The 12,484-nt window shown below is 64.1% G+C and carries 14 protein-coding genes; 13 read left to right on the top strand and 1 reads right to left on the bottom strand.

Annotation, left to right across the window (positions count from 1 at the left end; genetic code table 11):
- Nucleotides 1-177: 177 nt before the first annotated feature.
- On the bottom strand, nucleotides 178-993 hold the full coding sequence (locus EN869_RS19165; protein WP_127227513.1) for a DUF2066 domain-containing protein: 816 nt from the start codon (nucleotides 991-993) through the stop codon (nucleotides 178-180).
- Between the two features lie 162 nt (nucleotides 994-1,155).
- On the opposite strand from EN869_RS19165, the gene EN869_RS19160 reads away from it, so the two are divergent.
- The 13 genes from EN869_RS19160 to EN869_RS19100 all read left to right on the top strand — a co-directional run bounded on the left by EN869_RS19160 (nucleotide 1,156) and on the right by EN869_RS19100 (nucleotide 12,460).
- Complete coding sequence (locus tag EN869_RS19160) at nucleotides 1,156-2,199, top strand: enoyl-CoA hydratase/isomerase family protein (RefSeq protein WP_127227514.1); 1,044 nt, start codon at nucleotides 1,156-1,158, stop codon at nucleotides 2,197-2,199.
- Complete coding sequence (locus EN869_RS19155) at nucleotides 2,196-2,618, top strand: DUF6163 family protein (RefSeq protein WP_127227515.1); 423 nt, start codon at nucleotides 2,196-2,198, stop codon at nucleotides 2,616-2,618. Before EN869_RS19160 ends, EN869_RS19155 begins: the two co-directional genes overlap by 4 nt.
- 300 nt (nucleotides 2,619-2,918) lie before the next feature.
- The gene (locus tag EN869_RS19150) at nucleotides 2,919-3,434 is read left to right on the top strand and encodes a MarR family winged helix-turn-helix transcriptional regulator (protein ID WP_040983294.1); all 516 of its coding nucleotides are present in this window, start codon (nucleotides 2,919-2,921) and stop codon (nucleotides 3,432-3,434) included.
- A gap of 477 nt (nucleotides 3,435-3,911) precedes the next feature.
- Nucleotides 3,912-5,165 (top strand): L,D-transpeptidase family protein, encoded by a 1,254-nt coding sequence (locus EN869_RS19145; protein WP_127227516.1) that lies wholly within the window; start codon nucleotides 3,912-3,914, stop codon nucleotides 5,163-5,165.
- A 145-nt stretch (nucleotides 5,166-5,310) separates the two neighbouring features.
- Nucleotides 5,311-5,499, top strand: coding sequence for a hypothetical protein (locus tag EN869_RS19140; protein WP_127227517.1), 189 nt, complete (start codon nucleotides 5,311-5,313; stop codon nucleotides 5,497-5,499).
- Between the two features lie 125 nt (nucleotides 5,500-5,624).
- Nucleotides 5,625-6,938: a serine hydroxymethyltransferase gene (gene glyA / locus EN869_RS19135; RefSeq protein WP_127227518.1), complete on the top strand. Its 1,314-nt coding sequence runs from the start codon at nucleotides 5,625-5,627 to the stop codon at nucleotides 6,936-6,938.
- A 110-nt stretch (nucleotides 6,939-7,048) separates the two neighbouring features.
- Nucleotides 7,049-7,642: a hypothetical protein gene (locus EN869_RS19130; protein WP_245489447.1), complete on the top strand. Its 594-nt coding sequence runs from the start codon at nucleotides 7,049-7,051 to the stop codon at nucleotides 7,640-7,642.
- A 139-nt stretch (nucleotides 7,643-7,781) separates the two neighbouring features.
- A complete protein-coding gene (gene nrdR, locus EN869_RS19125; protein ID WP_127227519.1) occupies nucleotides 7,782-8,261 on the top strand; it encodes a transcriptional regulator NrdR in 480 nt (159 codons plus the stop codon).
- Nucleotides 8,262-8,263: 2 nt separating this feature from the next.
- Nucleotides 8,264-9,394 (top strand): bifunctional diaminohydroxyphosphoribosylaminopyrimidine deaminase/5-amino-6-(5-phosphoribosylamino)uracil reductase RibD, encoded by a 1,131-nt coding sequence (gene ribD / locus EN869_RS19120; protein ID WP_167507044.1) that lies wholly within the window; start codon nucleotides 8,264-8,266, stop codon nucleotides 9,392-9,394.
- Entirely contained in the window at nucleotides 9,394-10,011 is a 618-nt protein-coding gene (locus tag EN869_RS19115) for a riboflavin synthase (protein ID WP_127227520.1), read from the top strand. Before ribD ends, EN869_RS19115 begins: the two co-directional genes overlap by 1 nt.
- A gap of 246 nt (nucleotides 10,012-10,257) precedes the next feature.
- A complete protein-coding gene (ribH, locus tag EN869_RS19110; protein ID WP_127227521.1) occupies nucleotides 10,258-10,752 on the top strand; it encodes a 6,7-dimethyl-8-ribityllumazine synthase in 495 nt (164 codons plus the stop codon).
- A complete protein-coding gene (nusB, locus tag EN869_RS19105; RefSeq protein ID WP_040999924.1) occupies nucleotides 10,749-11,243 on the top strand; it encodes a transcription antitermination factor NusB in 495 nt (164 codons plus the stop codon). The genes ribH and nusB overlap by 4 nt, the downstream gene beginning before the upstream one ends.
- Nucleotides 11,240-12,460 carry an MFS transporter gene (locus tag EN869_RS19100; RefSeq protein ID WP_245489448.1) on the top strand — a complete coding sequence of 407 codons (1,221 nt, stop codon included), beginning with the start codon at nucleotides 11,240-11,242 and terminating at the stop codon, nucleotides 12,458-12,460. The genes nusB and EN869_RS19100 overlap by 4 nt, the downstream gene beginning before the upstream one ends.
- Nucleotides 12,461-12,484 lie beyond the last annotated feature (24 nt).

The raw sequence follows: 12,484 nt of genomic DNA, 5'->3' as shown, positions 1-12,484 counted from the left end.
CAATGCGACACGATTGTGCCAGGGCTGATGCGCGGCAGGGTAGGTTGAGATTCAGGTCGGGCCGAGACGAAAATGGTGGCTTGCGAGAACCGGAGCGGAGCGTACTTAGGTACGTGAGCACCGGAAGCGCAGGAAGCCGCCATTTGCAGGCCGGCATCACCTGAATATCGACCTACCCTAAGGCTGCCCGTTTCCCGACAGAATCTGCGCCGCGCCTCTCATCGCAACCCGGAATGCCTCGTCGAAGCTCACCCCGCGCACCTGCCAGCGGTAGGTCTTGCCGCGATTGGCCAGCCGCCAGTCGGCGATCCAGCCAAGCTCCTTGTCGCTCCACACGATCGAGCCGGCGAGCGCGCGGGCGGCCCCGGCTTTCTTCGCCAACTGGTCGAGCCTTGCCATGTCGGCGTTGGCGAACGTCTTCTCGTCCAGCCCGCCGAGTTGCTTGGCCTTTGGAAAGGCGATGCGCATCAACAGCGGAGCCGTGGCGTTGGCGAAGGATTCGCGCATCGTCTTGCCCTGATCCTCATCGTCCGTCAGGACGAAATGCCGCGAACCCTGCTCAGCGGTCATGAAGACGGCGATCAGCGGCCGCTCGCCGAGCCACGGTCTGCTTCCGAGTTGCGCCAAGAGCTTGTCGACGACGGCCGGCTTGTAGAGGCAGGTCAGGTCGTGCGGGCGGTCATGCGTGCCTTGCTCGTCATGGATCGGGATGCCCTCGAGCCGGTCGTGGTAGCGAAAGGACTGGACGAAGTCGGCCGCCTTGTCGCGCAGCGCCAAGATCTCCGGCTTCTGCGTGAGGCGCTGGTCGCCCGAAACCTTGACAAGCACCTTATCCAGGCATTCGCGAAAGCCGATCTGCCGGTTCACGTCGCCCGTCCCGGTGACGATCGCCTGCGCCTGGTAGAGCTCGGCCGGCGTCGCGGCAAATGCGGTTGCCGCTCCCAGGCAAAGGAGGCCAACCAATCCAGCCGCCAGGCGAGAAATTCCACGCATGTTGGTTCTGCTCGAAATCCTTCGGGCGCAGGCACGATGCTTTGCCGGTTACCTAACATCTGACGCGGCTGCCCGCCAGCGCAAGGACCGCGACCATTGACGCGTTCCCATGCCGCCTTTAGCACTTCTCCTCCCGCAGGCGCGGGGGAGGATTCTCTGACTATGGATTTTGGCGGAGGCGACGAGATCCGCTTCGAGCGGCTGGGCAGGGCGGGCGTCGTCACACTGACACGGCCGAAGGCGCTCAATGCCGTCACGCACGCCATGGTCAAGGCGCTCGGCAAGGCGCTCGACGCCTGGGAAGAAGACGCCGGCGTCGGTCTCGTCGTCGTCAAGGCCGAGGGCAGGGCGTTTTCCGCCGGCGGCGATATCCTGCACATCTATGAGGCCGGCCGCGCCGGCAAGCCGCCTGTCGACTTCTTCGCCGACGAGTATCGATTGAACGCCCGCATCGCGCGCTTCAAGAAACCCTATGTCGCGCTGATCGACGGCATCGTCATGGGCGGCGGCGTCGGCATCTCCTTTCACGGCTCGCATCGCGTGCTGACCGAGAACGCGCAGTTCGCCATGCCCGAGGTCGGCATCGGCTTCTTCCCCGATGTCGGCGGCAGCCATCTGCTGCCGGATCTCGGCGGCTCGTTCGGCATGTATCTCGGGCTGACGGGCAATCGCATCCGCTATGGCGACGCGCTGTGGTCGGGGCTTGCCACCCACACCATCAAGGCCGAGGATCAGGCAGGCCTGCTCGACGAGCTGGCGACGAGCGGCGACGCCAATGCGGAATTGCGCGATTTCTTCGTGCCCGCCAAACGCGAGACCGAGCGACAGGACCTCGAGGCGATCGCGCGCCATTTTTCGCAGCCTTCGCTCGCTTACATTGTCGCCAGCCTGGAACGGGCCGGGGCGCAAGACGCTTTTGCCGCGAAGACGCTGGCGACGTTGAAAACCCGCTCGCCGACCAGCCTCAACGTCGCCTGGCGCCAGATCAGCGCGGGATCGACGCTGTCGATGGACGAATGCATGAAGATGGAGTTCCGCATCCTGAACCGCATGCTGGCCGGCCATGATTTCTACGAAGGCATCCGCGCCGCCATCATCGAGAAGGGCTCGACGCCTGCCTGGCGCCCGGCGCGCCTGGACGAGGTCAGCGCCGCCGACATCGACGCCTATTTCGCGCCGCTCGGAGACAAGGAGCTCACCCTGTGAGCGAGGTCACATCCAGGCGCGTGGTGCTGCAGCCCTCGACCACCGAGATCATCTTCGCCTGGTTCCAGCGCGTGATCGCCGGCTATTGCCTTTTGTTCGGCATTCTCTACTGGATCCGCCTGATCGGCATCTATCCGGGCGAGCTGTGGCGCTTCGACCTGATGCCGGTGCACTGGCAGGTGGCGGCGGCCATGCTCGCCGTGTTCTTTCCGTTCGCCGCGGCCGGCCTGTGGATGCTGGCGTCCTGGGGACCTGTGATCTGGTTCATCTGCGCGGCGACCGAGACGGTGATGTATGCCGGCTTCCCCGATCTCTTCGGCCGCCGCATCCTGATCGTCGTCTCGCATGCCTGCGTGGCCTCGCTCTACATCGTCTTTCGCGTCACCATCTGGCTGCAGAAGCGCCAGCTGCGCCAATGAGCATGATGCCGAAAAGTGTGAAGCGGTTTTCGGACGACATCATGCTCCACTCATAAAGCCGGCCGAAGACCGGCCTCCCGAGCCGATTTCCGATCCCGTTTGCCCCCAAAATCCATTGCCTAAATCTTTAGGTTAATTGTTCTTGCTCGGGTGACCGATCGTTAAGCGTCTTCCGAAACCTCTTACCGGTAAGCTCTTGTTAGCCCTGGCGTTTAAGTCGAATTTTATGAGTATTCGATAGTGTCGCGATCAAGGTGAAAAACAAAAAATCACCAAGGCGACAAACGAGAGGCAAAGACAATGATCAATTCGCGTCCGGCGGCGAAGACCGCAAACGTATCCGACGATCGCCGTGAGGCTATCCGCTCGCTGTACATGGAATCGCTGCAGCTGGTGGAGCGCCTGCACCGCCGTCTGCTTGACGTGATCAAGGACGAGTTCGACCGCAACGGCCGTTCCGACATCAACGCCATCCAGGCGCTGCTGCTCTTCAACATCGGCAATTCGGAGCTGACCGCCGGCGAGCTGCGTTCGCGTGGCTATTATCTCGGCTCGAACGTCTCCTACAATCTGAAGAAGCTGGTCGACCTCGGCTTCATCAACCACCAGCGCTCGCGCATCGACCGCCGTTCGGTCCGCGTCTCGCTGACGCCGAAGGGCAACGAGGTGGCCGACGTCGTGGCCGGCCTCTATGAGCGCCATGTTGGTTCGATCGAAGCGGTCGGCGGCATCAACACCGACGAGTTCAAGCAGATGAACCGCGCGCTGCAGCGGCTGGACCGCTTCTGGAACGATACCATCGCTTACCGGATGTAAGTGTCCGAAGCCTGGGATGGTGAAGCCGCGCCGAAGAAGCGCGGCTGGGGGAGAGAACATGGGACTGGTGCGGAAGCGCCGGTCCCTCATTCTTTTTGCGAAGGGGGGAGGCTTTGGGAAACTTGACCGCCGCTCCGCGGCCGTGGGAGCTCCGCCTCTGAAGTCCAGGGCATTAGACTTCACAAGCAGACTTCGCTGCGATGCAAAAAAGCATCGCCGCCATTTCTTTCACCTTCCCACCGCAAGCAAATCGCGGGCCGAGGCCACGTTGCCGCCATAATCGCGGTGGATGCGGATCATGGGTGAAGCTGCGGGCCCATGCCCCGCGCTCCTTGGAACCTGCAGGGCGGCAGCGCGTTTCTGGCAGCCGCCGATGCAGGATATGGTTGGCGAAATGTTAAGTTTGCCGCCCCTAGAGTGCGGACAAGCCGCCCGGCAAGCGAATTGAGCGAGAGCGATTAAGCAAGAATGTCTGCCATGAGAACCAGCCGCCGTTTCTTCCTCACCGGAGCCTCTGCGCTCGCCGCCGCCATGGTCGCCGGCCATGCCAGCGCGCAAGACGTGGTCGGGGATGTCCTGAAATCCTCGACGCGCGGCAATTGGGACGACCAGTTCGACGCCCGCGCCAGCGACACCAACAAGGTCGCCTCGACGCTGCCGATTTTCAGCCAGCAGACCGTCGCGTTCACCGAGCAGGCGGTGGCGCAGTACCAGAACATCGTCTCGCAGGGTGGCTGGGAGCAGGTTCCGGCGACCAAGAAATTGCAGCTCGGCGACGACGATCCGGATGTCGTTCCGCTGCGCAAACGCTTGATGGTCTCGGGCGACCTGCCGCAGAGCGCCGGCATTTCGACGGCCTTCGATTCCTATGTCGACTCGGCGGTCAAGCGCTTCCAGCTCCGTCACGGCCTGCCTGCCGACGGCGCCATGGGTAAATACACCTATACGGCGATGAACGTCTCGGCGCAGATCCGTCTCGGCCAGCTGCAGACCAATCTGCAGCGCCTGAAGGACAAGGCCGGCACGCTCGGCAGCCGCTATGTGCTCGTCGACATTCCCGGCGCCCAGATCGAAGCGGTCGAGAACGACCGCGTCGTGCTCCGCCATACCGCCATCGTCGGCAAGATCGACCGCCAGACGCCGATCGTGAACTCGAAGATCAACGAGATCATCGTCAATCCGTACTGGAACGCGCCGGTCTCGATCGTGCGCAAGGACATCATTCCGCTGATGCGGAAGGATCCGAACTACCTCAAGGACAGCCATATCCGCCTGTTCGCGCCGGACGGCAGCGAGGTCGATCCGATGACCATCGACTGGTCGACGGACGATGCCGCGAAATACCGTTTCCGCCAGGACCCGGGCGGCAACAACGCCATGGCCTCGGTCAAGATCAACTTCCCGAGCCCGGATGGCGTCTACATGCACGACACGCCGCAGCAGAGCCTGTTCGGCAAGCTGATGCGCTTCGATTCTTCCGGCTGCGTGCGCGTCCAGAACGTGCGCGACCTCGTCACCTGGATCCTGCGCGACACGCCCGGCTGGGACCGCCAGCATTTCGAGGCGGCCATCAAGACCGGCGAGAATACGCCCATCCAGGTCGTCAATCCGGTGCCGGTCCACTTCCTCTATCTGTCGGCCTGGTCGACAGGTCCCGGCGTCGTGCAGTTCCGCGACGACATCTACGGCCTCGACGGCGCCCAGGAGCTGCAGATCAGCTCCGCGCAGTAAAGGTCTGATCTTGAACGCAAAAGGCCGCTCCTGCAGCGGCCTTTTTGTTAAAGGCGTGTCGAGCTTCAGGTCAGGCCGAGTCGAGAGTGACGGTTTCCGAGAACCGGCCTACGCCGGCCGTAGCCTTCATAGGGCGAAGACGCTTGTGAGGGCTTCGGCCGGCGTAGGCCGGAACGGAGCGGACGTTCGGGTCCGTGAGTACATCGAGGCCGAGCGCGCCGAACTGCAGGCTATGCTGCGCCGTGGCGACATCAATGACCACACGGCGCGCAAGCTGTTCACCGAAATCACCTTCACCGAGGCGATCCTCAAGGGCCGTGAACCGCGGGATTAGTACCCGGCCGGCCTGCCTTGGCGCAAACCGGCCAGCAAATTTCGCGCCGCAAACGTGGCGGGCGGAAAACAACTGTGTTAATGCGCGGCGACCTCGCAGACCTCCGGCCCAAGGGAAAGCAAGCCATGTCAAATGCCGCGGCATCCTCCAGCAAATTCGAGTCCTTCTTCGAGACCACGCTTGCCGATGCCGATCCGGAAATCTTCGGCGCCATCCGCAACGAGCTCGGCCGCCAGCGCCATGAGATCGAGCTGATCGCATCGGAAAACATCGTGTCGCGCGCCGTGCTCGAGGCGCAGGGCTCGATCATGACCAACAAATATGCCGAGGGCTATCCGGGCAAGCGCTACTATGGCGGCTGCCAATTCGTCGACGTGGCCGAGGAACTGGCCATCGAACGCGCCAAAAAGCTGTTTGGCTGCAACTTCGCCAACGTCCAGCCGAACTCCGGCAGCCAGATGAACCAGGCGGTGTTCCTGGCGCTGCTGCAGCCCGGCGACACCTTCATGGGCCTCGACCTGAATTCGGGCGGCCATCTCACGCACGGCTCGCCGGTCAACATGAGCGGCAAGTGGTTCAAGGTCGTCTCCTATGGCGTGCGCAAGGACGATCATCTCCTCGACATGGACGCGATCGAGAAGACCGCGCAAGAGACGAAGCCGAAGCTGATCCTGGCCGGCGGCACCGCTTATTCGCGCATCTGGGACTGGAAGCGTTTCCGCGAGATCGCCGATTCGATCGGCGCCTATCTGATGGTCGATATGGCGCATATCGCAGGTCTCGTCGCCGGCGGCATGCATCCCTCGCCGCTGCCCCACGCCCATGTCGTGACCACGACGACGCACAAGTCGCTGCGCGGCCCGCGTGGCGGCATGATCCTGTGCAATGACGAGGACGTCGCCAAGAAGATGAACTCGGCGGTCTTCCCTGGCCTGCAGGGCGGCCCTTTGATGCATGTCATCGCCGCCAAGGCGGTGGCGCTCGGCGAGGCGCTGAAGCCAAGCTTCAAGGCCTATGCCGAAAGCATCGTCGCCAATGCCAAGGCGCTGGCCTCCAGCCTGCAGGAGACCGGGCTCGACATCGTCTCGGGCGGCACCGACAACCACCTGATGCTGGTTGACCTGCGGCCGAAGAACGCCACCGGCAAGCGCGCGGAAGCAGCCCTTGGCCGCGCCAACATCACCTGCAACAAGAACGGCATCCCGTTCGACCCGGAAAAGCCCTTCGTGACCTCGGGCGTGCGTCTCGGCACGCCGGCCGGCACCACGCGCGGCTTCGGCCAGGCCGAATTCCGCGAGATCGGCAAGCTGATCGCCGAGGTGCTGGACGGCCTGAAGGTGGCGAATTCGGACGAAGGCAACGCCGCGGTCGAGGCCGCGGTCAAGGCCAAGGTCACGGCGCTGACCGACCGCTTCCCGCTCTATCCTTATCTCGGTTGACCCTTCTGCCGGTTACCCGTCTGTTGGTTGACGGGGCGTCGCGCGTCATCTTTTATCCCTGCGCTTCGCGCCGCTCCCCGATCGGGCGGCGCGGCTCACCGGAGACTTTGATGATGCGTACTTTCCGTCTTGCCACCCTCGCACTGTCCGGCTCGCTGGCCGCCTTCGCGCTGTCCAGCGCCGCTGCGCAGGAACAGACGCAGCCCAGTACCGACATGCCGGTGACCAATACCTTCGGCAGGTGGACCACCATCATCGATACGCTCGATACCGGGCAGGATGCGCACAAGACCTGCGCCGCCTCGACCGCTTTCGTCGACGGTCTTGGCAATGCGGGCTCTCTGACGATGTCGATATCGACCGGCGACGCGCTGCCGCCGGATGCCTATCCGGCCATCATGTTCATCATCGACAACAAGACGCTGCCGACCGGCAACAAGATCGCCGCGACCTTCGGTGACCCTGGCGTGAAGGTCGCCGCGACCGTAAGCTCCAACGCAGCCGCCGGCGGCCGCCCCAGCTGGATGGTCGACAACCAGGCCAAGACCAGCCTGGCCTTGCTGCGCGCCATGCGCAAGGTCACCTCGCTCGACGTGGTTTTCGGCAAGCAGGCGGTGGCCAGCATCCCGATGGACGGTTTCACCAAGGCCTATCGCAATCTCGGCACGTCCTGCGGTTTCTCGACCAAGGACGTCGCGCCCTGAGCCTGCCGGCCTGCGGGGCGGGACGCTGGCAATTATGGTTGCGCCTCGCTATCTCTGATACGAAGGCTCAGCGCTTTGCCGTGTCGGCAAAACACACTAAGCCTGCGGCATCCCGAGAATCGCCAACCGAAAGCTTCCTATGCGCTGTCCCTATTGCCAGTCCGAAGATACGCAGGTGAAGGATTCGCGTCCCGCCGAGGACGGCGCCGCGATCCGCAGGCGGCGGGTGTGCCCCGATTGCGGCGGCCGTTTCACGACCTTCGAGCGCGTTCAGCTGCGCGACCTCGTCGTGGTTAAGAAGTCCGGCCGAAAGGTGCCTTTTGATCGCGACAAGCTGCTGCGCTCCGTCGAGATCGCGGTGCGCAAGCGCAATGTCGACCCCGAGCGCATTGACCGCGCCGTCACCGGCATTGTGCGCCAACTCGAGAGCTCGGGCGAAACCGAGATTGCTTCGGGCGAGGTCGGCCGGCTGGTCATGGAGGCGCTGAAATCTCTGGATGACGTCGCTTATGTCCGCTTCGCCTCGGTCTATCGCAATTTCCGCGAAGCCAAGGATTTCCACGAATTGCTGGGCGAATTGAAGGGCGACGAGGAAAAGGCCGAAGAGGACGCCGACTGATCATGGCCGGATCCGCATTGAACGAGGCCGCGCAGGCGGCCCTTGATCGCCGTTTCATGGCCGCGGCGATCAGGCTGTCGCGTCGCAATGCCGGCCGCACTTCGACCAACCCATCCGTCGGCACGATCATCGTGCGTGACGACGGCGCCGGCCCGATGATCGTCGGCACCGGCGTCACAGCCGTCGGCGGGCGCCCGCATGCCGAGACCGAGGCGCTGGCCGAGGCCGGCGAGCTCGCGCGTGGCGCCACGGCTTACGTTACTCTGGAGCCTTGCGCCCACCATGGCCGCACGCCGCCTTGCGCCGATGCGCTGGTCAATGCCGGCATCGCGCGCGTCGTCGGCGCGGCGAGCGATCCCGATCCGCGCGTCTCCGGCCAGGGCTACGCCATCCTGCGGGCCGCCGGTGTCGAGGTGGTGGAGAAGGTGCTGGCCACCGAGGCCGCCGAGCAAATGGCCGGCTATCTGACTCGTTCTCTGAAGAAACGCCCGGAAGTCACTCTGAAGCTTGCGCTTTCGAGCGACGGCAAGATCGGCCGCAAAGGCGCCGGCCAGGTCGCCATCACCGGCGAGATCGCGCGGCGCGATGTCTATCTCATGCGCGCCGAGGCCGATGCCATCCTGGTCGGCATTGGGACCGCTCTCGAGGACGACCCGGCGCTGACCGTGCGCCTGCCGGGACTGGAGAACCGCTCGCCGGCGCGCATCATCCTCGATCGGCAGATCCGGCTGCCGGAGACGTCGAAGCTGGTGTCCAGCGTCGACCGCGTGCCGCTCTACATTGCCTCCTGCCTCGAAGCCGACCCGCATCGGCGGGCAGCGCTCGAGCGCGCCGGCGTGCGCTTCATCGGCACCGAAACTCACGAGGGCGTCGTCGCCTTGCCGGAATTGCTGGAAGACCTTGCAGCGCTCGGCATGGCAAGCGTTTTGGTGGAAGGCGGCGCCAAGGTGGCCAAGGCCTTCCTCGACGAAGACCTGGTCGACCGCATCGTCCTGTTCCATGGCCCGGATGCGATCGGCGAGGATGGCATTGCATCGCCGATCGACGCCGACCATATCCCGGCTGGATTTCGCAAATTGCGCGATATGCGGTTTGGCGAGGACAGCTACGCTGAGTGGGTAAGGGATCTCTGATGTTTACTGGAATTGTGACCGATGTCGGGACCGTCGCAACGGTTAGGCCATTGGCCGAAGGTGTCGGGCTGCGCATCGGCACCGCCTACGATCCCGAGACCATCGCGATTGGCGCTTCGATTTCCTGCGGCGGCGTCTGCCTCACCGTGACGGCGCTTCCCGAACATGGCTCCAACGCGCGCTGGTTCGAGGTCGAGGCCTGGGAGGAAGCGCTCAGGCTGACCACCGCCTCGAGTTGGAAATCCGGCACACGGATCAATCTCGAACGGGCGCTGAAGATCGGCGACGAGCTCGGCGGCCACATCGTCTCCGGCCATGTCGATGGCATGGCCGAGATCGTCGAGCGCAAGGAGGAGGGCGATGCCGTGCGCTTCACGCTGGAAGCGCCGCGCCATCTGGCCAAGTTCATCGCGCCCAAGGGCTCGGTCGCGCTCGACGGTACGTCGCTCACCGTCAACAAGGTGGAAGGCACCCGCTTCGACGTGCTGCTGATCCATCACTCGCTGAGTGTCACCACCTGGGGCGAGCGCCAGGCCGGCGACCGCATCAACATTGAGATCGACACCATGGCCCGTTACGCCGCGCGCCTGGCGGAGGCGGCGAAAGAGGGGCTTTGATGGACCCGAAAGCGACCGAAGAGAGGGTGGATCAACGGCAGATGACTCTCGATGCGTTAGCGGATGTCGATGCCGACAGAGTGATCAAGCACCAGGAAGTCGAGGCTTAGGTCAAGAGTCTTGTGGATCGCGCGGAGCTCGCAACGCGTCGGTCTGAATAGGTCACAGAAAGTCGCGCCGCAGCATCTTCCGCTTGCGATCAATCCGGCTTCGGCCTAAGTCACCGGCAACCCCCCGGAGATTTTTATGGCTGGCACATCCCAACACGGCAAAGCGTTCATTCGCCCAAAGGCGAAGGCGCATCTGCTCATTGTCGAAGCGCGTTTTCACGACGATCTCGCCGACGCTCTGCTCGAAGGCGCGACCGGCGCGCTCGATGAGGCCGGCGCCACCTATGACGTGGTCACGGTTCCCGGTTCGCTGGAAATCCCGGCCGTGATATGCTTCGCGCTCGATGGCGCGGCCGAAGGCGGCACGCATTATGACGGCTTCGTCGCGCTCGGCACCATCATTCGCGGCGACACCTATCACTTCGACATCGTCGCCAATGAATCGAGCCGCGCGCTGATGGACCTTTCGGTGCAGGAGGCGATCGCGATCGGCAACGGCATTCTCACTACCGAGAACGACGCGCAGGCGTGGACGCGCGCGAAGAAGACCGAGGGTGACAAGGGCGGCTTTGCTGCGCGCGCGGCGCTGACCATGATCGCGCTCAAAGAGAAACTCGGAGCCCAATCGTGACCGAACCCGCCTCGACCGGTGCGGTGCGCCACGCCAACAAGCGTGGTGCCGCCCGTCTTGCCGCCGTCCAGGCGCTTTACCAAATGGATGTGGCCGGCAGCGGCGTCTTCGAGATCACGGCCGAATACGAGGCCTTCCGCCTCGGCAAGGAAGTCGACGGCGCGCTCTACCGCGAGGCCGACGCGCAGTGGTTCCGCGCCATCCTGACCGGCGTCGTCGAAAACCAGAAGACCATCGATCCCGTCATCCGCCAGGCGCTGACCGAGGACTGGCCGCTGTCGCGGCTGGATTCGACGCTGCGCGCCATCCTGCGCGCCGGCGTTTATGAATTGATGAAGCGCGAGGATGTGCCGGTGGCCGTGATCGTCTCCGAATATGTCGACATCGCCAAGGCCTTTTACGAGGAAGACGAACCTAAACTGGTGAACGCCGTTCTCGATCGCGTCTCGCGCCGGGTTCGCGGCGAGGGACGCGGCAAGGACGCTTCGTGACGACCGCTACGGCCGCGATTGCCGAGACTGGCACGGAAGGGCGCCGTACCGCGGTGCTGCTTGCGGCCGCGCAGGCGATCGTCGGTTCGGCCGCTCCGATCGCTATTTCGCTCGGCGCGCTCGCCGGGCAATATCTGCTCGGTCCAGACAAGTCGCTGGCAACGGCGCCGGTCACCGGTTTCAACATCGGCGTGGCGCTCGGCGCCTTGCCGGCCGCGGCCATAATCCGCAGCCTCGGTCATCGCGGCGGCTTCATGACCGGCACCATCGTCACCGCGCTGGGCGGCCTGATCGCGACGCTCGCGCTTTATCAGGCGAGCTTCTGGCTTTTCGCCCTCGGCCTTTGTGTCATCGGCGTCGGCGGAGCCTTCGTCCAGCAGTTCCGCTTCGCCGCCGCCGACAACGCGCCGCCCGAGTTCAAGGCCCGCGCCATCTCCTTCGTTCTGGCGGGCGGCATCATCACCGCCGTCCTCGGGCCGCAGATCGTCATCTACACGCGCGAATTACTGGCCCCGGTGATGTTTGCCGGGTCCTTCGCGTCGATCCTGCAGCTTGCGGCAGCCGGCGCGCTCATTCTGTCGTTCCTGCGTGTGTCCTCGCGGACCAATGCCGTCACGCAAACCGCCACGAGCGATGCCCGGCCGCTGGTTGAAATCGTCACTCAGCCGCGTTTCGTCGCGGCACTTTTCTGCACCGTCGGCAGCTACGCGCTGATGAGCTTCGTCATGACGGGAGCGCCGCTCGCCATGGTCGGCTGCGGCTTGTCGGAAGACAATGCGACGCTCGGCATTTCCTGGCATGTCATGGCCATGTTCGGCCCGAGTTTCTTCACCGGTTCGCTGATCCATCGCTTCGGCGCCGAACGCATCGTCGCCATCGGCCTCGTGCTCCTGATCGGCTGCGCCACGGTAGCGCTTTCCGGGCTGCATCTGTGGCAATTCTGGACGGCGCTGATCCTGCTCGGGCTCGGCTGGAATTTCGGCTTCATTGGCGCCACCGCCATGGTCGCCGCCAGTTACCGGCCCTCCGAGAAGAGCAAGGTGCAGGGTTTCCACGACTTTGTGCTCTTCGGCTCGGTTGCTTTCGCCTCGCTGATGTCAGGCGCGATTTACAATGCCTGGGGCTGGACGATGCTGAGCTGGGTCGTCTTCCCGGTCGTCGCGCTTTGCTTCGTCGCGCTCGGCACGTTGAGGATGGTAGGCCCCCGCGAACTCTGAAGAAGGTGCCGAGGCCGTTCCGGG

The organism is Mesorhizobium sp. M2D.F.Ca.ET.226.01.1.1 (assembly GCF_004022705.2).
Classification (GTDB): domain Bacteria; phylum Pseudomonadota; class Alphaproteobacteria; order Rhizobiales; family Rhizobiaceae; genus Mesorhizobium.
Note: the sequence above shows the minus strand (reverse complement) of the source record. Positions and strands in the feature narration are given on the sequence as shown.

What these genes read in the sequence shown, in the direction of transcription:
- ribH (WP_127227521.1), top strand. Translation starts at nt 10,258, where the DNA reads ATGGCTGGCACATCCCAACACGGCAAAGCGTTCATTCGCCCAAAGGCG.
- nrdR (WP_127227519.1), top strand. Translation starts at nt 7,782, where the DNA reads ATGCGCTGTCCCTATTGCCAGTCCGAAGATACGCAGGTGAAGGATTCG.
- glyA (WP_127227518.1), top strand. Translation starts at nt 5,625, where the DNA reads ATGTCAAATGCCGCGGCATCCTCCAGCAAATTCGAGTCCTTCTTCGAG.
- ribD (WP_167507044.1), top strand. Translation starts at nt 8,264, where the DNA reads ATGGCCGGATCCGCATTGAACGAGGCCGCGCAGGCGGCCCTTGATCGC.
- EN869_RS19160 (WP_127227514.1), top strand. Translation starts at nt 1,156, where the DNA reads ATGGATTTTGGCGGAGGCGACGAGATCCGCTTCGAGCGGCTGGGCAGG.
- EN869_RS19165 (WP_127227513.1), bottom strand. Translation starts at nt 993, where the DNA reads ATGCGTGGAATTTCTCGCCTGGCGGCTGGATTGGTTGGCCTCCTTTGC.
- EN869_RS19150 (WP_040983294.1), top strand. Translation starts at nt 2,919, where the DNA reads ATGATCAATTCGCGTCCGGCGGCGAAGACCGCAAACGTATCCGACGAT.
- EN869_RS19145 (WP_127227516.1), top strand. Translation starts at nt 3,912, where the DNA reads ATGAGAACCAGCCGCCGTTTCTTCCTCACCGGAGCCTCTGCGCTCGCC.
- EN869_RS19130 (WP_245489447.1), top strand. Translation starts at nt 7,049, where the DNA reads ATGATGCGTACTTTCCGTCTTGCCACCCTCGCACTGTCCGGCTCGCTG.
- EN869_RS19115 (WP_127227520.1), top strand. Translation starts at nt 9,394, where the DNA reads ATGTTTACTGGAATTGTGACCGATGTCGGGACCGTCGCAACGGTTAGG.